Here is a 23,010-nt window from a genome sequence, read left to right as displayed (position 1 = left end):
CAGATGCACGCACACAAACCCTATACGCCCAAGGATTACGCGGGTAAGCTTGCCCGCTACTTCATCAACAGCCCGCTGACGATGATCCTGGGGATCACGCTGCTTGCCATCGGCTACCTCTCGCTGATGATCATGCCCCGCGAAGAGAACCCCCAGATGGTCGTCAGCGGTTCGACCGTCATCATCGCCCTGCCCGGCGCCACGGCCAAAGAGGTCGAAAACGTCATCGTCCGTCCGCTGGAGCGCAAGATGAAAGAGGTGCTCGGCATCGAGCACATCATGGGGATGGCCATGGACAACGTCGGCATCGTCAACGCCGCTTTCTACATCGGCGAGGAGAAAGAGGATTCGAATCTGAAGGTCTACGACAAGATCATGCAGAACGCCGACATCTTCCCCGAAAACGCGATGCAGCCGGTCATCAAACCCCTCGACATCGACGTCGACATCCCCATCGTCTCCGTGGCCTTCTACGCCAAGGATCCCTCCAAGATGGACGACACCCGGCTCTACGATGCGGTCAAGAACCTCCAGCACGCCATCAACGGCCTGCCCAACGTCGCCGTCACGGCGCTCAAAGGGGGGCATAAGCACCAGTACAACATCCTCGTCGACCTGAACAAACTCTCCGGCTACAACCTCTCGCTGGAGCAGATCACCCAGGCGGTCCAGGCCCTCGCCTACAACGTGCCGGCCGTCAAGAACCGTACCACAGAGGGTGAGATCGTCATCATGGGCATCAAGAACGCCATCGAAAGCGTCCGGGATGTCGAGGACATCATCGTCGCCCAGTACATGGGGGCGCCCATTCACCTCCGTGACGTCGCCAAGGTCGAAGACGGCTACGACATCCAGAACTTCCGTTCCGCCGCTATCAGCGCCCGCGACGGCGACACCTTCACCCCCGCGCAGGAGCAGGTCACCCTGACGATCTCCAAACTCAAAGGCACCAATGCCGTTGTCATCGCCGACGAGGTTAAAGAGGCCCTTGAAAACTTCAAGCCTATGCTCGAAAAGGCGGGCATCAAATACTCCATCACCCGCAACGACGGCGAGCGCGCCAATGAAGCGGTCAACGAGCTGGTCTTCCACCTCATCATCTCCATCGTCATCATCGCGATTCTGCTCGTCTTTGTCCTGGGCTGGCGCGAATCGCTCATCGTCACCTTTACCGTCCCGGCCATCCTGGCGATCACTCTCTTTATCGCCTATATCACCGGGCAGACGATCAACCGGATCACCCTCTTTGCCTTCCTGCTCTCACTGGGGCTCCTCGTGGATGCGGCGATCATCGTCATCGAGAACATCCACCGGCACTTCCACTCGGTGGAGTCGGCGGACATGCCCAAAGACGACCTGCTCGTCGAAGCGACCGACGAGATCGGGCCCCCGACGAACATCGCCACCTTCGCCATCATCCTCACCATGGTCCCGATGGCCTTTGTCGGCGGCATGATGGGCCAGTTTATGAAACCTATTCCGGCCAACGTTCCGGTGGCGCTGATCGCGTCGCTCTTCGTCGCCTATATCTTTACCCCCTACTTCGCCAAGCGGATGATGCACCGTCCCGACCATGCGAAACATGAAGGAGGCCATAAATGATCTTCCAGAAGTTCGAAAGCTTCATTACGGCGCTACTGCAGAGCAGAGCCCAGAAGAAGATAATCCTGATCGCGACACTCGTTGCCTTCATCCTCTCCGTGCTGATGATCGCACCGACCGAGATCGTCAAGGCGAAGATGCTTCCGGGCAAGAACAACGACACCTTCAGTATCTACGTCGACCTGCCCAACGGCTCCTCCATCCGCCAGACCGACGCCGTCAGCCAGTGCGTCACCTCTTATATCCAGCAGGAGCAGGAGGTGCTCGACACGGAGACCTTCCTCGGCATGGGTTCGCCTCTTGACTTCGCGGGCCTCATCAAGGGAAGCCACTTTAAAAATTCGGAGAACGTCTCCGAGATCGTCGTCAACCTGACCAAGAAGCATGACCGCGGCGAGCCCTCCTACATGATGGTCCAGCGCATCCGCCCGGTGATCCAGGAGGCGTGCCAGCCCATCGTAGTAGGCACGAACATCAAGTTCGTCGAACCGCCGGCGGGACCGCCGACCCTGGCCGCCATTGTCGCCGAGATCTACGGACGCGACGCCGCGGGTATCCGCGAGCTTGCCGGCAAAGTCGCCGCCATCTTCCACCAGACGGCGGGTCTCGTCGACATCGACGTCATGGCCGACGAGCTCTACGACCGTTTCGACCTCAAGGTCAACAGCACGAAGATCACCCGTTCGGGCCTCTCCATCAAGCAGGTCAACGACATCATCTACCTCGCGTTCGAGGGGATGGACATCGCCGTCAAGAACAGCGAAACGATCAACGAACAGATCCCGATCTTCCTGACCCTGAGCCCGGAATCGAAGGTCTTCAGCCGCAAGGACAAACGCGCCCTCGAACAGAAGCTTTCCGGGCTGCGCCTGATGAATAGCAACGGCCTGCTCGTGCCGCTGACCGAGGTCGTCGACATCATCCCGACCCGCGCCAACCCGATGATCATGAGCAAGGACCTGCACCAGATGGTCAACGTCGTGGCCGAAACGGACATGGTCTCCCAGGTCTACCCGCTGATGGACGCGCGCCATATGATCCTCGACACCCTCTCCGAGCAGTACGACATCGAGAAGAGCGGCCTCTTCGACCTCTCCCTCACCGACAAAAATACGGGGAGCCATTACGAGCTTCACTGGGACGGCGAGATGGAAGTTACCCTTGACACCTTCCGGGACCTGGGCGGGGCCTTCATCGCCGCGCTCGTGCTCATATTCTTGCTGATGGTCGTCTACTACAAGAGCTTTACGCTCAGCGGCATTGTCCTTCTGGGAAGCTTCCTCTCCATCATCGGGGTCATCGTGGGTCACTTCATTATGGACCTCTTCAGCGCCGACACCTTCTTCCTGACGGCGACGTCGCTGATCGGCTTCATCGCCCTGATCGGGATCAGCTCGCGCAACTCGCTGCTGCTCATCGACTTCACCAAGTCGCTGATGAGTGAAAAAGGGATGCATAAAACCGAAGCGCTCGCCTATGCCGCTGCCACCCGCGCCAAGCCGATCTTCCTGACGGCGACGGCGATCATCCTCGCCTCGACGCTGCTCGCCAGCGATGCCGTTTTCGGCGGCTTGGGCGTCGCACTCATTTTCGGCACCATCGCCGCCGTCGTCGCGTCGTTGATGGTCGTACCGGTGCTGCTGCACAACGCCGACCTCGAGCGCCACTTCGGGTTCAAAGAGCGCAAAGCCGTCTCCGTCTACGAGCCGTAAGCCTCAATATCGCACCCGCCGCCCAAAAGCCCCCGGGCTTTTGATGCCACGCCTTTCCACGTCTGCTTTTTCTCATCGCTCTTGGCCGGTTTGAACTATTTGATTATGATGGAACCATCAGAACAGGTGTTGGCACGCCTCAGTGCCAACAGCACTTTACCCAGACGTTTGGAGGTGCCCTATGGCACGAAAGGCAAATAGCAGATCCCCCGAGATCGTCCCCGGAGGCGTTGACGCATACATCGAAAAATACCCGCAGGAGGTACGCGATCGTTTACACGAGATCCGCGGCATTATAGAGGCCGCCGCGCCGGATGCCACGGAAACCGTCAGTTACTTTGAAATGCCCGGTTATCTTTATGAGGGGTATGACTATCATGGCATGTTCGCCTGGTTCAGCTACAAGCGTCCCCATGTCCGCTTGCATGTGCGGCCTCCGGTGCTTGAAGAGCATCAAGAGGAGCTTGAAAATTACGCGACGACCAAATCCATCATCAGTTTCCCGGTAGACAAAGCCATACCGAAGGCGCTGGTCGAAAAGCTGGTGAAGGCCAGCATCCGGGTTATGAAGCAGAAACCCAACGCGCCGAAAAAACCAAAATGACGCTTATCGTCCTTGCCGCCATCACGCTTCTGATCGTAACGGCTCTGTTCCATATCTACTGGGCCTTTGGCGGGGAAGCAGGCCTGAACAGGGCGCTGCCGACGAAGGACGGCAAACGCCTTCTCAACCCCGGCCGCCTCCTCACCTTTGCCGTCGCGCTTTTGTTGTTCGGGTGTGCCTTTGTGGCCTACGCGCTTTACGTCGATGCCTCCCCTGCAAAACCGCTTCTCACTGCAGGCTGGGTACTCTCAATACTGTTCATTCTGCGGGCTGTCGGCGACTTCAATGCCGTTGGATTTTTTAAAAAAATCAACGCCACGGATTTTGCGGCGTACGACACAAAATACTTTTCTCCTCTCTGTCTCTCTCTGGGCATGCTCTTTGCCCTGCTCTCCTCCCGCGCATAACCCACTCCGCGCCCGAAAGAGAAACGACCCGCCACCTCTCCCGAACGACGCGGAACGGTCCGCATTCCGTCGGCGTTGCCATCCCCCGAGAAAACGAAAAAAATCTATTTTAAGTTAAATAATTGTTATTTAAGTTTTTTACTGTTAACTTGATCGTGTCTGCTTTTTTGTACCGTTTTGATAGATGCCTGCCGGCGATGCACTGTTTTTTTGACGCGCTATTGGGATGTCGACAAAAAAGAATTTTTCTGAAACGCGGAAGCAACCGTCAACCCCTATCTGAACCAGCGTCAGATTCCCCCGACTGTTCACTCTAAAGGATACGGCATGAGCAGAGTAAGTATCAACGGCATCTTGAAACCGACAGATGACACCGACGTCACAGACCAATACCTTGGACACTTTCTGAAGGTAAGCTATATTCAGGAGATCGGCGGCCATTCGACCTACAGCAAAGACCGTGTCGATGTCCAGCCCAACGGCGCTTTCCGTTTCTTCCTGCCCCAACAGGAGCTGCTGGCCAGCCAATCCGTCACCGTAGAAGTCTACGCGCCCGACGGCGAACTGCTCGGCTCGCAGATCTACAGTTACGGCAGCCTCAACGCGTCCAATACGGACGCAAGCGCCGAAGATGACACGCAGCCGATGGAAATCGGTGTCGACCCCAAGGTCATCACCTTCGGCGACTCCAATCCTATCACGGACGACTCCCGGCTCGTTTCGGGCATGCTGGTGGACATTTCCGGCGAGCGCAGCGCTGCGGGTCTCTCCGTCGTCCTCATGGTGACGACGGACCCTGACGCCGACCCGGGGAGCGAAGGCTTCCATCCGCTCTTTTCGGTCTGGACCAACAAGGACGGGAGTTTCTTCGCCCGTGTCGGCAGCGAGGACTATGCCCAGGCGTACGGCATCGTCGCCGGCCTGGAGGAGACCCCTATTCCCGTCACCCTCTCGACGCAGGAGAACAAGCAGATCATCCCCAAGAACATCCTGCTCGTCGCCGACCTCTCTTTACTTCCCGAAGGCGTCGGAGACACCGGAAGCACTCCGACGCTTCCGGAGACGGCCGAAATGATCGGCAACCCCTCCTTCTCCCAGGACCTTGGAGGCAAATGCGTCGACTTTACGATCCCGAACCGCACCCTCGAGGAGTACAGTTTCTACCATACCGTCCGGACGACCGAGCCCGAGATCAGAGGGCTGACGATCACCGCAAAAGAGAGCAAAAAGCTCAAAACGGAGCTGCTCGACATTTCGGAGACACTTTTCGGCGTCTTCAGCCGCATGAACAGTTCCATGAAGACGCTCTCCCTGAACGCCTATACGGTCGACGACGAGAAGACGGCGCAGGCGATGACGACGGAGCAGCCCGCCGCCGTGGCGGAGCCGGTCATGATGCGCTCTTTCAGCAGCGGCACGGCCCAGTTCACCACCGTACCCGTCTATCACCTGAAGATGGAGACCGCCGTCGGGCAGCTTAAATTCAGTTCCGCGAACCTGACCTCATTCAAACTGGATTTCAGCGCCCTGCTGAAAATCCTCGCCGAACAGGCGCGCCGCAAAACGGCGCTGCAGGAGCTTCACCGCGAACTCGCAGCCGCGTACTGCGGCAAAAAAGGGGCCCGGGAAGCGGAGACATACTGCGAATCCCTCGCCTCCGAAGACGCGCTGAACCGCGCCACGGTCTCCTCCCTGCTGGGGCACATCAAAACCTACGCCGACGCGGAAAACAGCACCCTGTTCGCCGGGAACGCCCTCCCCAACCAGATACGCGACTACATCAAAGATTTCCAGGCGCTGGTCAAACACCCCTTCGTTGACGCGGGTCTGATCACCGTCATGCAAAAACGCGCCGAAAAACTGATCGGGAGCATCGATACCCAGACCAAGGAGTCCCAGGACCAGGAGGAGCTGCTCGGCTACTTCAGGCGCCTCGTCTCCGAGCTGGCCGAAGTGGACCAGAAGGGGTTCTATACCTTCGAACCCTGCCCCACCCGCGAAACCGATACGATGGGGATCCTCTGCATCATGCAGCAGTTCGAGCAGATCAAGGAGACCCTCCGCAACAAGACGGTCTTCACCCTGGGCGAAATTCTCTCGATCCGCGACAATTACGATACCTACGTGACCAGCATCTCCGCCTTCCTCAGCCTGCTGGAACGTTTCCACACCTTCTATACGACGGGCTCCAACCTCCTGATCTCCCTAGAGGATGACTATTTTGTCGAACACTACCACAGCACCAAGAGCGCCCTCTCTACCCTCAAGCGGCAGATCTACGCGGCCATCACCCGGATCGAGGCGCTGGAAGCGGCCTACATTCTGAACCATCCCGGCCGCAGGGAGCTGACCGTGGAGACGAGCATCGACTGGGACGAGACGCCGACGGTGTACGAGAACACGACGATCGCCCACGGGCATATCCTCCATTTCAAGCAGAAGTGGAAAGCGGACGGCTACTCCCTCGGCGACCTGCTCTACAGCCTGCCGCTGGCCCCCTGCCAGGAGAAACAGATCGCCATCATCGACTGGGACCGTGAGGAGCGTGCATCACGCACGGAGGCGCAAACGGTCGCCGAGTCGCTCACGGCGGACCTCTCCCGCGACAGAGACATCAGTGAAATCATCAATTCGAGTTTCCAGGAGAACATCAGCGCCAGCTCCACCAACAAGACCAGCAGCACGAGCGCAGGCATAGGCGGCGGGATCGTCGGGGGAATCGGCGGCCTCTTCGGCGGGGTCTCCCACTCCGGCGCCTCGTCGCGCTCGACGGCCAACCAGGATTCGGCCAGGAACCTCTCCGGCAGCACGCTGAACCGTCTGCAGGACAACATCTCCCAGTCGGCCTCGTCGCTCCGCAGCCAGCGCAGTACGGTCGTGCAGACCGTCGGCCAGAACGAGACGATGACCGTACAGACCGAGGTCGTCAAAAACAACAACCACTGCCACGCCATGACCGTGGAGTATTTCGAAGTGCTGAAGCACTACGCCATCGAACAGGAGCTTGCGGATGTGCAGGAGTGCCTCTTCGTTCCCCTGCCGATGTCGGATTTCGACCACGCGAAGATCCTGCGCTGGAAAGACACGCTCCGCAGAGCGGTCTACGGTACGCAGCTGCGCCGCGGATTCGACGCCATCGAACGCATGGCGAACAGCTACGCCGACTCCGACCTGCCGGAGGGGAGTTATGCCGACGAGATTATTCAGAACTTTTCGGGCCACTTCTCCATCTCCTTCGAACTGAAACGCCCCTATATCAGCCAGATCGAGGAGCAGACGAAGACCATCACGGAGACCGTTGAGCTCAAGGAGTGGTTCCTCTGGTACCCCTACGTCCTGAAATTCACCTACGACAAAGAGGTCCCGCTGACCGAAGCGGAAAAAGACGCCATTTTCGAAGCGGACTACGCACCGGAGATCGTCCGCAAATTCATCGATACCATCGACATCTACGGGATCGACGAGAACGGCAACGACGTGCGTCTGGACCTGGACTACACCCTGATGTCGAACTACCGCAAAGGGGTCGCGCTGCAGGTGAACATCGCCAGCAAGGAGATCCCGACCGTGACGCGCCGCCAGATCCAGCACCTCCGTTTCCGGGCCAATACGACCGTGCACGCCTCGTCAAAGATCATTCTGCGTACGGCCTATCTGCACTACCGGACCAACCACATGAGCAGCTACATCGTCCGAAACGGCCGCGTCAACAACGACATCATCAACATCGTCAAGGTCAGCGGCGTCTGGTTCGACCCCACGATTGAAGTGGTGACCGATGCCGCGCTGCTCTATACACCGCTGACGGACAGGGAACTGAGAGACCCGCGCAAAGAGGACCGCAAAGCTGCCGCGGCGCTGGTCAGCCACCTGAACGAACATCTGGAACTGTCGCACAAGGTCATCTGGACGAGCCTGGATGCCAGCCGCCTCTTCGGCCTGCTCGACGGCTACATCGCCCCCAACTCCGGCAACAAGAGCGTTGCCAGCGTCGTCGAGAACAAAGTGATGGGCGTCGTCGGGAACAACCTGGTGCTCAAGGTCGTCCCGGGGGAGAGGCTCGACCCCGTCTTCAGGAATGTCGAGGACCTGATCGGCCATTACAAGACCGCGACGAAACCCGACCCGTTCCGCATCAGCGTTCCGACCAAAGGCGTCTACGCCGAATCCGTCATGGGCAAATGCAACAGCTGCGAACCGATCGACGATACGCGGCACTGGCGCTTCAAGGACGAGCCGTGCGGAACGACGCCGACACCGATCTCCCCTGTCTCCACCGCCAGCCGCCAGTCGGATGTGGGCAGTCTGCAGGTCAAGGATCTCCCGTCGAGCATCATCAATATGCAGACCGCGCCGAACGCCCCGGACCCGACCGGACTGGGCGCCGCCTTCGAACTGCTGGGCAAGAGCGACGCCTTCAAAGACATGACCGGTCTCGCCGGCACCCAGGCCAACGCCATCAAAGCCCTCGAGACCACCTCGAAAAGCGTTACCGACCTGGCGGGTATGGCGGCGGATCTGAAAAAACAGACGGCAATGAAAAAAGATATCGGCAAAACCCTGCAGACCATCGACGACGCCAAGAAGAAAAACCAGATCTCCGATACGCAGGCGAACGGCCTCTCCTACAGCGCGCTCAGCTCCATGGTCGGTGAACCGACAAAGAAAGAGGCAGAGGGCACGACGGTGGACGAGGTCAAGGATCTGGCGAAGAGCGCCGGGGACAACAAAGCTTCTGTCAAGGTCAACCGTCCGTCGGGCGAGCAGATCGAAGTGGATGCCCGCCCCCAGGACGCGGCGGCCGAATTGGAATTTTCGACAAAGACGGCGATCGTTTTACCGACCCCGCAGAGCAGTCCCGATTCAAGGGCGTTCTTCCCCTCCAGGGATGATAAAAGCGGCGTCATTGAAGTCGCAGCACAGATCAACAACGCCCCTTCAGGCGGCTCGCACCGCTGGACGCGCCCCGATGTCGATGCAATGGACATCGACGCGCAGAACAGCCTGCGGACCATCGTTCGCGGCAAGAAGCCGGGGCTGCAGGAGCTTGACTTTAGCGTCCGCGACAGCGCGGGGAGCGCCGTGGCCAGCCAGAAACTGACGCTCTGCATTCCCCAGTTTGTCACCATCGACGAAGATGCCATTGCGTCGCCGACGCCCTTTGACGACTTCCTTGCGCAGTTCAAACTGGACGCCAAGAAGAACGAGGTACTGCAGGAGGCGAAAGAGGTGTGCGACTATCTGCTGAAAACGTCGAACGTCCGCACGATCTGGCGCGTCGGCCCGTTCAGCGAGACAGTGCCCGCCCATCTTCCCGCGAACCATGTGACGACGCTGAAGATTCACAACGAACCGCCGGCAATCTATGCCGGGACACCGGGGGTCACCCATACACCGGCAGGCGCTGCCGTTCTCAACGAGACCATCGACATCTACCCGGGAGCACTGGACGATTCAAACTCGCACGAGATCAGCATCGAAGTCCAGGCGCTGCTCATCCAGATCCAGAACCAAACCATGACGGCGGACCTGGAAAGCTTTGCCACCACGTTGCTGGGCCGCCTGCTCGGGAGCATCATGTCGCACGAAATCATTCACAGCCTCTTGGCCTTTGATATCCCCAGCGGCCACAATGCGCCGAAAATCCCGGGCGACATCATGAACCAGGGCATCGACCTGACGTTTACCGAATTGACCGGTTTTGAAGACACCGCGCACACGAGCCCCCTCGATCCGATCGACTTCATCGACCACGGCATCGCCTCCCTCGCCGGCCTGCTGGCCACCAACCAGGGGCGCATGGATGCACGTTTCCCCGTGCCGCCGGCATTCACCTGACCCGGGGTGTGCTGACAGCACACCTCATCGATTCACCAATTCATACTTACATCCCACTTACACTCCCTGCAGACCGGCCGAATCCCCGGGCTTCCGGGGTATTAGAGCGCCGTGTGCACAGTGTATTTGAACCGCCGACAGAGTAAAATACCTGCAGACGAACCAAAGGGGTGCTATGGCTATCGAACTGCGCCGGGCGACGGAAGAGGACCTGCCCTTCCTCACGGAAGCACTCCACAAGACCTTTCTTTATCTGATGGCACAGGGAAAAGACCCCTACTGCAAGGGGTTCGGTGCGCTGAGCGTCGAGGAGATGGAGACGTACCTGCTGGAGTACCTCGACGAACGCAAAGCGCGGACCTTCATCCTGCAAAACGCCCGGGAGGAGATCGGCTGCATCATGGGCAAAATCGCCCCGTCGCACCTCAGTGCTTCCGGGCTGGGACTCGTCGGCTGGATCGGGCTCTGTTATGTCGATGCGCGTTTTCGGCGGGCGGACCACTGCGTGCGGATGTACGAACAGCTTCAGGCCTGGTTCGGCTCCATGGCCATTGACATCATTGAACTGAGCTATATGGCGTCGAACCTCGCCGCGCAGGCAACCTGGGAAAAGCTGGGCTTCGAGCCTTTCCGCGTCATCGCCTACAAAAAGATCGATCCCGCCGAAGAGGCCTAGACCGCCAACACCATTTCTCGGCCCTCGGCCGCCCAAGGAGTCCGCCATTCTTCCATACGACGAGACCCATTACGCCCGACAGCTCGACGCGACGGCGGCACAGCTCGACACCCTGCCGCTCTACCGTCTTGACAGCGAAACGGCCGCGTTGAAAAGCGCCTTCGACCTTATCTATGATGCGGGCGTCTTTGCCTTTCACCGCTACTCCCCCGAGTTGCACGATGAGATGAAATTCCGCCTCTTCACCACGCTTGCCCCCCGCTCCGGCAGCCTCGCCTTTCTGGCCATCCAGATCCTCGCGGCGAACAAGATCATGCACGCCAACCGTTTTGCGCTGATGGAAACCTACCTGAACAGACGCTGCGGGATCGCCATCAACCACCTGCGCGCCCCTGTTACGGTGGTTTCCGCCACGAAGCAGGACGGCACCTACCGCCTGAGCGGCCGCCTGACATGGGCCAGCGGCTACGGCATCTTTGACACCCTCGTCGTCGGTTTCCACTGCGAAGGGCGGGAGCTGCAGGCAATGATCCCCTTCGAACCCCGCAAGGGCTTCACCCTGGGCACCCCGACCGAAACGTTCGTCGGCAACGCAATGCATACCGTCGATATCGTCCTGGACGAGTACGAAGTGCCGCAGGAACACATCGTTGCTTCACACCCCCTCGGCACCTACACAAAGAACAAATCCGTCTCCAAAACGATCCACTATGCCCTCTACGGCATCGGCCTCGGCGCCGTGGATGCCCTGGAGGACGAGGAGGTCCGGCGCAAAGCCAAAGCGGCTCTGGAAACGGTGAAAGACGCCTTCCTCGACTCGAAAGACGGCGCGGAACTCGACACACTCCGCGTCGAACTTTTTGAACTCGTCCAGCGCATAGTCACCACCGGCATGATCCTCAAAGGCGGCAGCTCCGTCCTCGCAACCGAACGGCTGCAACGCTACTACCGCGAACTCGTCATGTTTAATGCCAACGGGCTCAATACCACTCTCAAAAATCTGTATAAACAGGCATTTCTCTCAATACTCCAATAGACGTACTAAACGCCTTTTGTGTCGCGAGAGCTTCGAAGCTTCTTCTTTGACAAATTAGCCATCCTCCAATACACAAGACATAGTGTTAAATATGCATACTTCTAATTGAGAGATAGACAAATTGTCCATCTCTCAAAATACAAAGATTCATTAAATAAAATTATTTTAAGAAAAAAATAATAGTATTGAAAGATATATTTCAATTTGTTTAAAATTGCGATCAAAAACCCACTGGTCTAACACACAAGGGTTCTTGACAACAATAGGCATTCCAGCAAGATGACATTATTAGCAACAAAAAAATAGTTATTAATTTACATAAAGGAGATTGTAATGTATGACTTTATTGTTTGTGTTCGAAATAAGAAAACCTTAAACGGTGCTCAAATTTTTGGTAATGAGCCTGGTCCTACTATGTTTCTAAAAGTACCAAGTAATGAATATCCAATACCATCTCACGCTATTGCACGTCGTGAATGGGTTTCTACAGTACTGGCACAGGCAGAAACTGGGAAAAATGAATTTTCAGGAAATCCCACCGGTGACATCTTAGTATTTATTCACGGCTACAACAATAGTCAAGAAATAGTCCTTAAAAGACATAGAAAACTTGCTGAAGACTTAAGAAGTGCAGGCTATCAAGGTGCTGTGATTAGTTACGATTGGCCAAGTGCACAATCAGGCTTGAATTATTTAGAAGATCGTGATGATGCGAAGGACACTGCTAGGAGGTTAAGGGATGACTGTATCAGTCTATTTTCATCACAGCAGCTAGCAGGATGTGAAATAAATGTGCATTTACTTGGACATTCAACAGGTGCTTATGTCATCCGACACGCTTTTGCAGATGCAGATGAAAAAACTTCAATAAAGAATCGTCCTTGGACAGTAAGCCAGATTGCATTTATTGGCGGAGATATATCCAGTCGTTCCTTGAATAAAAATGATAGTAAATCAAAATCTCTGTACCGCCATTGTGTGCGCTTAACGAACTACCAAAATCCGTATGACTCTGTATTAAAGCTCTCCAATACAAAACGAATTGGGCTGGCTCCTAGAGTAGGTCGGGTTGGTTTACCAAACGACGCGTCTGAAAAAGCTGTTAATGTTAATTGTGGGCCATACTTTTATCAACTTGATGAAGATGCACTCACCCAAGGTATAGATTATTATGGAAGTTTTCCCCACTCATGGCATATTGGTGATACTACGTTTGCTCAAGATTTAGCTTCAACCATTTCAGGAGATATAGATCGACATAAGATTCCAACTCGAACTGTAGAGAATGGTGAATTAGTACTAAAGCCTATAAATACATAGCAAGTTCTAAATACGGACAAAAAATTTCTTGTGATTCTTACATGTTTTTGAATCTGTTTATTGGTAGATAAGAACAATAGAGAAACCCAATCAAAAACCCGCGGACGACCTTTTGATTGCTTATTTTAAACGTTTGGTTTAATAAGGAGAGTTTTTATGGATGAAAAAAATACATCAAAAATAGATGTTCGCCTCAAATCAATTGAAACAAAAATTGACCAGATTTTACCTGAGGTAGAAAATGTTCTAGCACAACGAGTCTATCTAGCTGCAAAAGAGAAGCTATCTACTACTGCTAAATATTTTAGTCTTTTTGTTGCATTACTCTTAGGTGCCATAGGCTACCAAAGTTACAAGGAAATTGTCGATATTGGGGGCACGAAGGTTGCCGAAGCTATTGCTAAAAGCGTCATTCCTGAATTGCAGAGAGACGTAGAAACACAAGTTGATGCTAGACTTGAAGAACTGATGGTAGAAGCCCGGTCTCAGGCCAATGCAAAAATGGATCAAAAAATTGCCGAAGTTTCAGCGGCTTACGAAGAAAAGTTCAACTTACTATTGAAACAAATCAAGACCAACAAGCATAAAAACTTCAAAGTCATAAGTGAGACTCCAAAGCTACATGGATTTGCTCTTTACGGAGAAGGGGGGAAAAATGAAAATGGTGAGTGGGTATGGTCTAGTAAAAATTTCAATTTAGAACATAAAGACGTAGATACGTTACCTACGGCAAACCAATCAGCATTAGCTACAAAAGCTGTTTTAGTTCGAGAGCAGCCCCCATCTATCCGATATGAAACTAGAGAAATAAAAACAAAAGTACCAGTCATGAAAGGCCTTCAAGTTTCATTCAAAAATAAAGTTATATCAAGTACCAAAATACCTATCCTCGAAGAAAACTCTGGGAAGGTTGTCGGCACAATTCAGGCAGGAAAAAAAGTGGATATAAAATCTGTTCAAACTGTATTAGAAAAATATGTATGGGTGAGCTTCGATGAACGTTAAAGATCTAACCAATCACGGCACCACCAATAAGAAACCTTCACGCAGGTTTCTTATTGGTGTGTACAAGCGTTAGAATGCACATGCAAGCATGGAGATTTACCAAAAATATTTTGGCACTGATCGGAGTTGTCTCTTTACTTGGAATGAGTATATACTTGATATTGGCAGGAAAAGTCAAGAAGGATCTTGACGTGTCAGTTGTCAGCAAACACCCTAGCCCCAATGGAATTGTAATTGCTGTTCTTGAACGGGGTATTTCTACTGAAACAAATACATTCCCTATCTATTATTTGACTCTCCAAGCTCAAAAAGGCACCGATAAATTGGGAAATCGTTGGCAAGTTTGGCATTCACAAGTGCATGAAAGACCAACTATACAATGGCTGGACAACTTTAATTTGGAAATATCCCACAAGCCTTACTTGGTACGGGAATATGAGCCAGTACTAGAATTAAATAATGACATTTACCATGTCCACTTAAATATATTCGAACATAGCCCTAACAAATCAGAGGAGCCAATAAATTGCCCCAAGGGTAATTTGTTGGCTCCTTTTGAACCTTAGCCCGATCCTATCGCACCTGGACGCTATGTTCAGAAGTCGAACTTTATTACACGCGTATTCAAAGACAAAGCCTTGGCAATCCCAGATGTACTGTTTCATCTTTCATAGTTTGAAACTTGCAAGGGAGAAGCAGAAAGAAATCGAGACACAGAAGGCATAACGTCATGGATACACAAAAAATGGTCTGTCCCCATTGCGGCGAGATCAACACCATTCCTATACAGGAGCACTACAGCGAAGCCGACTGCACTCACTGCAGGGCTTCGCTGCTGGAGACGAAACCGGTCGGCGTGGACGAAGCGGCATTTATCAAACATATCTGGAACAGCGACATCGTGGTAGTAGTCGATTTCTGGGCGCCCTGGTGCGGTCCCTGCCGCACGATGGCCCCGGCATTCGAAGAGGCGGCCACAGCCCTGCCGATGAAGGCCCGTTTCCTCAAAGTCGATACCGATGTGCAAAATTTACTTGCATCACGTTATAACATCCGCTCCGTCCCGACACTCATTCTCTTTAAAAACGGGTATGAGATCAACCGCAGAAGCAGGGCGATGAGCGTGGAAGAGATCCACAAGTGGACCGGGAAGTACATCGTCTAATATCATGCCGTCAGGCTTGTCCCTATTTTTGCCCTTTTTCTAACGCATAGACTGACTTTTGCACACCTCCTGTTATGTGAGCCAGGAGGATGCTGATGCAATTGGATAGACTGGAACGATATTTTAACGACTACACCTACATCAAAAAAGGACATTATCCGGTCACTGACATGGTTGTCTACTGGTACATGGGTGAAGCGTGGACAGTGGCAAATAAAGAACACCAAATTGCTGTCAGCGAAGGACTTCTGCGGTCAATCGAAGCAAAAGGCTTCGAATTAAAACAAGAAGATGTTGCACGTCTTTTTGAGCTCTACGATCTTCGGGGCAAAGCAGCGCGCGGTGAGCTCCCGGACGAAGCAGTGCTCCAAGCGGCATTTACCGAGATCATAGAAACACATCACTTATCGCACGCATGATTGTCTTACACATATGTAGTCGAATCAAAAAAAGGGCGTTAAGACCAAAAGAGCGGAACTTGCACATCGCACAAAAGTAAAGGACTATCGCTCAATACGCAATACGCGCGACACAAACATAAACTCGTTTGTTAAAGTCCTTTCCCAAAACAGATCGGAAGCCCATGCCCAACAGACTTGAACTCGAAGACTCCCCCTATCTGCAGCAACACAAAGACAACCCCATAGACTGGTATCCCTGGTGCGACGAAGCGTTCGAACGCGCCCGTACGGAAGCACGCCCTATTTTCATCTCTATAGGCTACAGCACCTGCCACTGGTGCCACGCCATGGAGCACGACGTGTTCAGCAATGAAACAATCGCCGCGATCCTGAACGAACACTATATCTGCATCAAAGTTGATCGTGAAGAGCGCCCGGATATCGACAAATATTACCAGGAGGTCCACCACCTGTTGAACCGCAAACCGAGCGGATGGCCCACTTCCGTCTTCTGCACGCCGGACAACCGGCCCATCTTTGCCGGTACCTACATCACGCCGGACTCCCGCGGAGAGAAGATCGGTTTCACGGAGCTCTCTAAACTCATTGCGACCAAAGTGGCGCAAAAAGATGAGAGCCTGTTCAAAAGCGCTGACGAGATCCAGGCCTATCTGGACAAACCCGCCTCGCAAGCCGTCGAGGTAAAACAGCTCAATGCCACTTTGACCCAGCGCTTCGTCAAACAGGCGCTGCGCATTTTCGAGCCGAACAGCGGCGGCTTTTCGAATGATCTGAAATTCCCTCAGATCTACACCCTCAACGCGCTGCTGGACATCTCGCTGCTGCAAAACAATCCCGATGCCGAGAAGATGTTGACGCAGACCCTATCGGCGATGCACCGGGGCGGCATGTACGACCTCATCGACGGCGGCTTCTGCCGCTACAGTACCGATGTAGATTGGCTGGTGCCACGTTTTGAGAAGATGACCTTCGACAACGGGTTGCACTGCGAGCTTTATGCCCGTGCCGGACGTATGTTGAATGACGCGAGCTATACCCTCATTGCCAAAGAGGTCGCCGACTTTATGACCGGGAAAATGCAAGAAGACGGCCTCTTCTACTCCGCCAGCGATGCCGACACCGAAGGCAAGCAGGGCATCTACTACACGTTTGACTACGACACGGCCAAAACCGCACTGCTCGAACACGGGTTCAGTGCGGACGATACGGAAACGATCCTCGCCACCTTGCATGTGACGCCAGAGGGCAACTTCATGGGCCGCAACATCGTCTGGCTCGAGTCGCCCGCTGACCGACCGGAGTGGTTCGATGCCGTGCGGGACGTGTTCCTCTCCCTGAGAGAAGCGCGCGAATACCCCTTTATCGACCGCAAAGTCCAGACCTCGTGGAGCGCGATGATGATCCGCGGCCTCTTTGAGCTGGGGAAATCCGACCCCATCTACACGCAAAAGGCCGTCGATGCGCTGGAGGCGCTTATGGATTTTGTGATGCCCCAGGGAGCGCTCTTTCACTCGGGCCTCATTCACAGCACCCCGAAGGTCGGCGCCTTTTTGGAAGATTACGCCTACCTCGGCACCGCGTTTATCAAAGCGTATGAAGCGACTTATGACAACGTCTGGCTCATGCAGGCGCAGCGGATGGCCGACCATGCGCTGGATATCTTCTATGAGAACAGACGCTGGTATTTGAGCCGCGGGGCGTTCACGACGGAGGCGGACCCGGCAGACGCGCTCTACCCCGGTTCCATCGGCGTGATCGTCGATCTGCTGCTGAGCCTCGGCATTCTCCAGGATGACAGCTACCGGCAATTCGCCTTCACAACCCTGCAGTTCTACTCCGCCAACCTGGCGAAAGCGCCCATCAGCTACCCCCACCTCTTCAACCAGGCGATCCGCTACCGCTTCGAAGACCTGCTTGTCAAAGCCAATGCCGACAAACTGGCGGACGCCGCCCCTTCCCTGGCCGAGGTTACCTACCCCTACGTTCGCGTCAAAGCCACCCATAACAAAAATTACATGCTCTGCGGGACACAGAGCTGTTTCGCACAGTTGAAAACGCCGGTGGAAATCGCCGACACCATCCGGGAAAAATTTTCATACTGACTGACCCGCGTACGGAAATGTCAAGGCATATTCCGGACGTTCCATCCTTTAGATGAAACGTGGCATGAGCAGGTGGATGAACCGCTCTATTCAAATAAATGACGGCCTCAACGCCGCGTTTAGAACCCTGCATAAACAGGCGTTCCTTTGATCACAGTTCCCGACAGAAGACTGCCCGTTACGGCCGCGACCAGTCAGCAGGTTGCAGCCTATCGAGGCACAGATTTTCCGCCCTGGAAGATTTCAAAATGACACCGGCCTTCTTCACCGCCCCATCGGGGTCTGTCAGCCGGTAAAGGACCTGCACTTCACCGACGGCAAACAACTTGTCACTCGCATACCAACGCGACTCTTTAACCTGGAGCGTCTGGACCGACGTTTTCAGAAAAAGAAGATCCTTCTCCTTGATCGACGATGCGATCATCTGCCCCTCAACCTGATTCCAGAACTCCTCGCTCTTATTCAGGGTCTCCAGCAGTGCTTTGGCATGCTGAATGTCCGTCTCTATCATGGCCAAAACGGCGCCATCGCCCTCCGACGTCTTTTTAGCGCGTTCCAGGTTTATCATGGCAGCGCCGAGTTCGCGGCTCATAGTGGTTCTTTTTTCCAACAGTGCTTCTGCCTCCTTTTGGGCTCTGCCGCCCACGGCTGCCGGATGGGTCACAAATCTGCTTTTCGCTTTTGAATCCAGCAGATTTTTCAGGATCGTTTCCGCCTCCGCTTCATCATTGAACACCGTGATGGAGCGGTCAACGCGAAAGAGTTTGGAAACACTCTCGATGACCTCCGGGACGACGCCAAGCAACGATATCGCAGCGGCCATTCCCTGCATTTTCATGGATTCCCCCTGCGAGGGCTGCGTCGCTTGCGCATTGAAGCTTTGCAGCGCCGCAATCGATTCGTCGATCATACGGAGCGTGTACGCTGACATATATGCCTTTTTCAGTTCCGCCTCCGAGACCAGAACGGCTCCTTCAGGGCAGAGATCGACCAGCGTATCGGCAATCTCGTCCATCAACGCCAGCATCGGGCGCTTGCTCCGAAGCAGCGCCATGTTATCCTTCCCATCCGAGACCGTCACCGTCCCCTTGTTCCCCTCGGGCAGCTTCCACTCGCTCAGTGCCGCTTTGATCTTTTGAAGTTGCGCAGAATCCATCTCCGCCTCGGCATCCGCCAATGCTTTTTGCGCTTGTACCAATGCCGATTTTTTCGTTAAAAGCTTGGTCTCGTCCTCCAACTGCCTGATCTGCTCTTCCTGTGTTAATTCCGATGCCATTGTTATCCCTCCTGTCAGTAAAAAGATCGCCACAATAAGTACTCTCATCATCTGATCCACCTCCTTTTTACTTTATGTTTCTAAGCATCATATATTGTATATTACCGTTTATTCGATTTGCTTAAATTCCATATTTCAATGCCGTTGCCGTTTGCAACGATCGGGAGAGTCCTCACGTTTTGTTTCCATGTCTTCTGCGCTATCCATTCCACAACCCCGCCCAAAAACCTGCATAGACGTGGGTTCCCCCGTCATCCGCATCGAAGGATGGTACATTCGTTTCTCCTCAAGCCATGCACAAAACAGTCGATTCAGGTAGAATTAACATGAATAGTTTTGGTTGGAATAAGTTTGAACATGTACAATGGTTCTTATCTGTTAGTTGTTGGGCGCCTTACGGCAACGACAAAGCTCGTCCTGCTATAGTGCTGTAGCGTCTGGAGAGTGTCGGCTACAAAGGAGTAGACATGAAAAAGCTTCTTGTTTTATCGTTCGTCCTTCTGTTGAGCATCGCCGTGCACGCAACCCAAAAGCTTGAAAACATTACAACGATGAATGAATTCCAGGGTTTCGTTCATACATTCTATCTCCATCCCCAACCGGAGCTTATTGACAGCGCCATTACTTTTTTCGGCTCCTCCGAGATGGCCTCCAATCCAAATGCGAAAGCCCTGATGCTCATGTCGTTCAGTTCGCTCTTTTCCATGTATGACGCTTCCCGGAAAGCGCAGTGGGAGAAGACAATACAGGGCATCAGGGAACCGGCCAAATCGCTCTTAATGCACTCCTTGCGCCGATCGCCGAGTGCGCTGCTGGATGCAGCACCCCTCTCCCCCGCCAAAGTCGACATGTACTGGGCCTGCTTTTTCACCACCGGCGACTTTGAATATCTCTATGCGATCATTGCTTTGCTGAAGCACCTGGACGAGCGTCAGGATATCAACCTGTTCCTCACCGCGGCGTCCGCAAAATGGTCCCTGTCCAGTAATGCCAAATTGCATTTCAAGGTCCGCATGGCACTGGAGGCGATGAAGGTCGGCGACGTCCCTGAACTGCAGCCCGTCGCTAAAGAGATCCTCGAGGTCAATCCCAGCCTCATCAGGGAAGAGGCTCTCGCTGTTCTGAGAGAGCAGAAGCGAAAAGGGATATGGCGATAGGCATCGGCCGCATACTGCAGCGGATGAAGCTGCGAAGCAGATCTGAGCGTGAATGCTCGTATGAACAGTATCCAAAAAATGAGATATCATAGCTGACAACTGAATCATCTCTTTCGGAGATGAACAAGAAAATGAAGCATTCCCCGTCGGTTCCGAAGAAGGCATAAATACTTTATGCACGGTTATCCGGTCCTTCCGGCAGTGCATAACAGTTCATTATCGTCAATAAAGGAGGCTGCATTGCCCGTCGTTTCCATTACAAACAGCGATCATTACGGATGGGGGGAGAACTGTGACGGTTGGCATCTGGCCGCTTCAGCCAACCTCAACGTTATCCGCGAACGCATGCCGCAGGGCGCATCGGAGACCCGTCACCTCCACAGCAGTGCAGAGCAGTTCTTCTATATACTTTCCGGCATCGCCACCCTTGAGGTCTCCGGGGAAATATACCTTCTGGCCCCCGGGGAAGGCTTTCACATTCCCGCGGGGATTGCGCACTCCCTGAACAACGAGCACGTGCTGGATTTGGAATTTTTAGTGGTCTCTACACCGCCAAGCCACGGGGACAGAGTGGATGCCTGAGGCGCATGGTTCACATTAAACACGGGGAAGCGTCTTGAAAAAATATCTGCTTCGGGGGTTCGGACTGCTGGGCGTCCTTTTTTTTGTGCCGCTTTTCTTTTTCACGTTTGCCGACCCGCAGGCCATCGAGCAGTCGGGCAAAGGGTTCATTGAGTGGAAACTCCAGCGCGAAGCCGATGCAAAGATCGACGCCATCGCATGGCCGAAATCGAGGAGACTGGAAATGATGCTGGGGAGCAAGGCGCAGGTGCTGACGCAACAGGCCGATGCCAAACTGGCGCTTTACAAGGAGATGCTCAGACATGATCTGCCCGCCCTCATGGCCGAACAGCTTTCCAAAGTCCGCGATCTCGATTGTGCATGCAGAGAAAAATGGGAAGAACGCCTGAGGGGCTATATCCGTTTTGAAATTGCCAATGCCGAAACAGCCAAGGCGAAACTGGCGGATTTTATGCAGGCGAAATACATGCAGATCGTCGTCGAACTCACCAAGGACGTGCGGATCTTTCTCGGCGTGAACGCCCTCGTATTTCTCCTGCTCTTCCTGGTCTCATTCCTGAAACCGCGGGCGACCACGCATCTGTTCCTTCCCGGGATGCTTCTGCTGGTGTCGAGTGCCGTCTGTTCCTATTTTTACCTCCTGGAACAGAACTGGTTCTATACCATCCTCTATAACGATTACACCGGTTTCGGCTTTCTCGCCTACCTGCTCGTCGTCTTCGCCTTCCTGTGCGATATCGCCTTCAACAAAGCCAGGGTGACGACGGAGGTGATCAACGCCGTCGGCAATGCCATCGGCAGCGGTTTCGGCGTCGCGCCGTGCTAAAATGCATGACAAACGCATTTAAAGGGCAGAAAGGATAGCAATGACCTTGTACGACCTTGCGGCTTTTTCGGTCGCCATGTTCTTGCTGGCCGCTACCCCCGGTCCCGGGGCGTTTATCACGGTTTCCAAAGCGCTGGCATCGGGCTTCAACGCAACCCTGCCCGTCATCGCGGGGATCGTTGCAGGCGATCTTGTTTTTCTTTTGGCCGCTATCTACGGCCTCGCGGCCATCGCCGAGGTTTTTTCGCTCCTCTTTGTCATGATCAAGTATGCGGGTGCCGCCTATCTCATCTGGCTGGGGGTCCAGTTGTGGCGTGCACCGCCCAAACAGATGCGCGTCGCGGCGTCCAAGAAGTACGGATTCCTGAGCGGCCTCTCCATCACGCTGGGCAATCCAAAAGTCATCCTTTTCTATCTGGGCTTTCTCCCCGCCTTCGTCGACCTGCATGCTCTGGAAAGTGTCGACGTTGTGCTCACCGCGCTTGCACTTGCCTTGATTCTCGGCTCCGTCATGCTCTTTTATGCTTTCTCCGCCGCGCGAACCGGCATGCTTTTCAAAAGCGAGCAGTCGCAAAAACGTCTGAAGCGCACGGCCGGGAGCGTCATGATAGGTACAGGCAGCGTTTTGCTCGCAAAAGCCTGATACGCCCGATCCCAAGGAGACATACCCCATGCACCCCACTATCATCTGCGCCACACCTGAAAATGCCCGTGACATCGCCGTCATGACCGGGGAACTGCTTCACGAGATCATGGAGCGTATCAACGTCAAAGCCTTCCGCTTTCATCAGGATGAGACGGAAACCCGGGCTGCGGAGCTGTTATCCAGAGGCGTCTATTATGTCTTCCTCGCCAAGGACCCCGCAACCGGAGAGGCGATCGGTTTTATTTCACTCTATGAAAGTTACGCCCTCTACGCCGAAGGAGCCTACGGTACGATTCCGGAACTCTATGTACGTCCCCCCTACCGTTCGATGGGAGTAGGTGTGGCGCTCTTGAAGCGCGCTAAAGATTTCGCTGCCTCCAGAGGGTGGAAGCGGTTGGAGGTGACGACGCCTCCCCTGCCGGAGTTTGACAGGACACTGAACTTCTATGAACGCCATACTTTTGAAATCTCCGGCGGCAGAAAACTGAAAAGCGATATAGACCTTTCCTGAGGATTTTCGGGAAGCAGAGGGGATTCTTCTATCAAATTTTATTTAAAATAAATATTAAAAAACATGAATTTAATGCTTTATAATTTTCTTAAGATTAGCAATGTAAAATGAGCGCGGTATTTA

At 54.1% G+C, this 23,010-nt stretch carries 19 protein-coding genes; 18 read left to right on the top strand and 1 reads right to left on the bottom strand.

The features are described from left to right. Window positions 1-3 precede the first annotated feature (3 nt). The 13 genes from WCY31_RS04795 (at window position 4) to WCY31_RS04735 (ending at window position 17,889) form a co-directional block, all read left to right on the top strand. Window positions 4-1,602, top strand: coding sequence for an efflux RND transporter permease subunit (locus WCY31_RS04795; protein WP_345973395.1), 1,599 nt, complete (start codon window positions 4-6; stop codon window positions 1,600-1,602). Beyond that, window positions 1,602-3,314, top strand: a complete 1,713-nt coding sequence (locus WCY31_RS04790) for an efflux RND transporter permease subunit (RefSeq protein WP_345973756.1) — start codon at window positions 1,602-1,604, stop codon at window positions 3,312-3,314. Before WCY31_RS04795 ends, WCY31_RS04790 begins: the two co-directional genes overlap by 1 nt. Before the next feature lie 181 nt (window positions 3,315-3,495). Next, window positions 3,496-3,918, top strand: coding sequence for an iron chaperone (locus tag WCY31_RS04785; RefSeq protein ID WP_231020933.1), 423 nt, complete (start codon window positions 3,496-3,498; stop codon window positions 3,916-3,918). Further along, complete coding sequence (locus WCY31_RS04780; protein WP_345973394.1) at window positions 3,915-4,325, top strand: DUF3995 domain-containing protein; 411 nt, start codon at window positions 3,915-3,917, stop codon at window positions 4,323-4,325. Before WCY31_RS04785 ends, WCY31_RS04780 begins: the two co-directional genes overlap by 4 nt. A 327-nt stretch (window positions 4,326-4,652) precedes the next feature. Next, complete coding sequence (locus WCY31_RS04775) at window positions 4,653-10,163, top strand: hypothetical protein (RefSeq protein WP_345973393.1); 5,511 nt, start codon at window positions 4,653-4,655, stop codon at window positions 10,161-10,163. A 175-nt stretch (window positions 10,164-10,338) separates the two neighbouring features. Further along, window positions 10,339-10,839, top strand: coding sequence for a GNAT family N-acetyltransferase (locus WCY31_RS04770; RefSeq protein ID WP_345973392.1), 501 nt, complete (start codon window positions 10,339-10,341; stop codon window positions 10,837-10,839). A gap of 148 nt (window positions 10,840-10,987) precedes the next feature. Continuing rightward, complete coding sequence (locus tag WCY31_RS04765; protein ID WP_345973391.1) at window positions 10,988-11,875, top strand: hypothetical protein; 888 nt, start codon at window positions 10,988-10,990, stop codon at window positions 11,873-11,875. A 333-nt stretch (window positions 11,876-12,208) separates the two neighbouring features. After that, the gene (locus tag WCY31_RS04760; protein WP_345973390.1) at window positions 12,209-13,195 is read left to right on the top strand and encodes an alpha/beta fold hydrolase; all 987 of its coding nucleotides are present in this window, start codon (window positions 12,209-12,211) and stop codon (window positions 13,193-13,195) included. A gap of 156 nt (window positions 13,196-13,351) precedes the next feature. Next, window positions 13,352-14,200, top strand: coding sequence for a hypothetical protein (locus WCY31_RS04755; RefSeq protein ID WP_345973389.1), 849 nt, complete (start codon window positions 13,352-13,354; stop codon window positions 14,198-14,200). 80 nt (window positions 14,201-14,280) lie between these two features. After that, entirely contained in the window at window positions 14,281-14,766 is a 486-nt protein-coding gene (locus tag WCY31_RS04750; protein WP_345973388.1) for a hypothetical protein, read from the top strand. 164 nt (window positions 14,767-14,930) lie between these two features. Next, window positions 14,931-15,365: a thioredoxin TrxC gene (gene trxC, locus WCY31_RS04745; RefSeq protein ID WP_345973387.1), complete on the top strand. Its 435-nt coding sequence runs from the start codon at window positions 14,931-14,933 to the stop codon at window positions 15,363-15,365. A gap of 95 nt (window positions 15,366-15,460) precedes the next feature. Continuing rightward, complete coding sequence (locus tag WCY31_RS04740; protein WP_345973385.1) at window positions 15,461-15,784, top strand: hypothetical protein; 324 nt, start codon at window positions 15,461-15,463, stop codon at window positions 15,782-15,784. A gap of 164 nt (window positions 15,785-15,948) precedes the next feature. Further along, on the top strand, window positions 15,949-17,889 hold the full coding sequence (locus WCY31_RS04735; protein ID WP_345973383.1) for a thioredoxin domain-containing protein: 1,941 nt from the start codon (window positions 15,949-15,951) through the stop codon (window positions 17,887-17,889). A gap of 178 nt (window positions 17,890-18,067) precedes the next feature. On the opposite strand, the gene WCY31_RS04730 is transcribed toward WCY31_RS04735, so the two are convergent. Continuing rightward, a complete protein-coding gene (locus WCY31_RS04730; RefSeq protein ID WP_345973381.1) occupies window positions 18,068-19,216 on the bottom strand; it encodes a hypothetical protein in 1,149 nt (382 codons plus the stop codon). A gap of 416 nt (window positions 19,217-19,632) precedes the next feature. Here WCY31_RS04730 and WCY31_RS04725 point away from each other — a divergent pair, with 416 nt between their 5' ends. From WCY31_RS04725 to WCY31_RS04705, 5 genes are all read left to right on the top strand, one after another. Then, window positions 19,633-20,322: a hypothetical protein gene (locus WCY31_RS04725; RefSeq protein WP_345973380.1), complete on the top strand. Its 690-nt coding sequence runs from the start codon at window positions 19,633-19,635 to the stop codon at window positions 20,320-20,322. 240 nt (window positions 20,323-20,562) lie between these two features. Further along, window positions 20,563-20,904, top strand: coding sequence for a cupin domain-containing protein (locus WCY31_RS04720; RefSeq protein ID WP_345973378.1), 342 nt, complete (start codon window positions 20,563-20,565; stop codon window positions 20,902-20,904). A gap of 34 nt (window positions 20,905-20,938) precedes the next feature. After that, window positions 20,939-21,730 (top strand): hypothetical protein, encoded by a 792-nt coding sequence (locus tag WCY31_RS04715; RefSeq protein WP_345973377.1) that lies wholly within the window; start codon window positions 20,939-20,941, stop codon window positions 21,728-21,730. 40 nt (window positions 21,731-21,770) lie between these two features. Next, window positions 21,771-22,373, top strand: coding sequence for a LysE family translocator (locus WCY31_RS04710; RefSeq protein ID WP_345973375.1), 603 nt, complete (start codon window positions 21,771-21,773; stop codon window positions 22,371-22,373). Window positions 22,374-22,401: 28 nt separating this feature from the next. Then, window positions 22,402-22,887 carry a GNAT family N-acetyltransferase gene (locus WCY31_RS04705; RefSeq protein WP_345973374.1) on the top strand — a complete coding sequence of 162 codons (486 nt, stop codon included), beginning with the start codon at window positions 22,402-22,404 and terminating at the stop codon, window positions 22,885-22,887. The last annotated feature ends 123 nt before the right edge of the window (window positions 22,888-23,010 follow it).

Origin of the sequence: Sulfurimonas sp. HSL3-1 (assembly GCF_039645995.1) — a bacterium.
GTDB classification, from domain to species: Bacteria; Campylobacterota; Campylobacteria; order Campylobacterales; family Sulfurimonadaceae; genus Thiomicrolovo; species Thiomicrolovo diazotrophicus.
This window is presented reverse-complemented; position numbering and strand designations above follow the sequence as displayed.

Coding starts and splice junctions, on each gene's coding strand:
- WCY31_RS04785 (WP_231020933.1), top strand. CDS start 3,496: ATGGCACGAAAGGCAAATAGCAGATCCCCCGAGATCGTCCCCGGAGGC.
- WCY31_RS04795 (WP_345973395.1), top strand. CDS start 4: ATGCACGCACACAAACCCTATACGCCCAAGGATTACGCGGGTAAGCTT.
- WCY31_RS04730 (WP_345973381.1), bottom strand. CDS start 19,216: ATGATGAGAGTACTTATTGTGGCGATCTTTTTACTGACAGGAGGGATA.
- WCY31_RS04760 (WP_345973390.1), top strand. CDS start 12,209: ATGTATGACTTTATTGTTTGTGTTCGAAATAAGAAAACCTTAAACGGT.
- WCY31_RS04780 (WP_345973394.1), top strand. CDS start 3,915: ATGACGCTTATCGTCCTTGCCGCCATCACGCTTCTGATCGTAACGGCT.
- WCY31_RS04740 (WP_345973385.1), top strand. CDS start 15,461: ATGCAATTGGATAGACTGGAACGATATTTTAACGACTACACCTACATC.
- WCY31_RS04775 (WP_345973393.1), top strand. CDS start 4,653: ATGAGCAGAGTAAGTATCAACGGCATCTTGAAACCGACAGATGACACC.
- WCY31_RS04735 (WP_345973383.1), top strand. CDS start 15,949: ATGCCCAACAGACTTGAACTCGAAGACTCCCCCTATCTGCAGCAACAC.
- WCY31_RS04770 (WP_345973392.1), top strand. CDS start 10,339: ATGGCTATCGAACTGCGCCGGGCGACGGAAGAGGACCTGCCCTTCCTC.
- WCY31_RS04725 (WP_345973380.1), top strand. CDS start 19,633: ATGAAAAAGCTTCTTGTTTTATCGTTCGTCCTTCTGTTGAGCATCGCC.
- WCY31_RS04705 (WP_345973374.1), top strand. CDS start 22,402: ATGCACCCCACTATCATCTGCGCCACACCTGAAAATGCCCGTGACATC.
- WCY31_RS04710 (WP_345973375.1), top strand. CDS start 21,771: ATGACCTTGTACGACCTTGCGGCTTTTTCGGTCGCCATGTTCTTGCTG.
- trxC (WP_345973387.1), top strand. CDS start 14,931: ATGGATACACAAAAAATGGTCTGTCCCCATTGCGGCGAGATCAACACC.
- WCY31_RS04750 (WP_345973388.1), top strand. CDS start 14,281: ATGCAAGCATGGAGATTTACCAAAAATATTTTGGCACTGATCGGAGTT.
- WCY31_RS04755 (WP_345973389.1), top strand. CDS start 13,352: ATGGATGAAAAAAATACATCAAAAATAGATGTTCGCCTCAAATCAATT.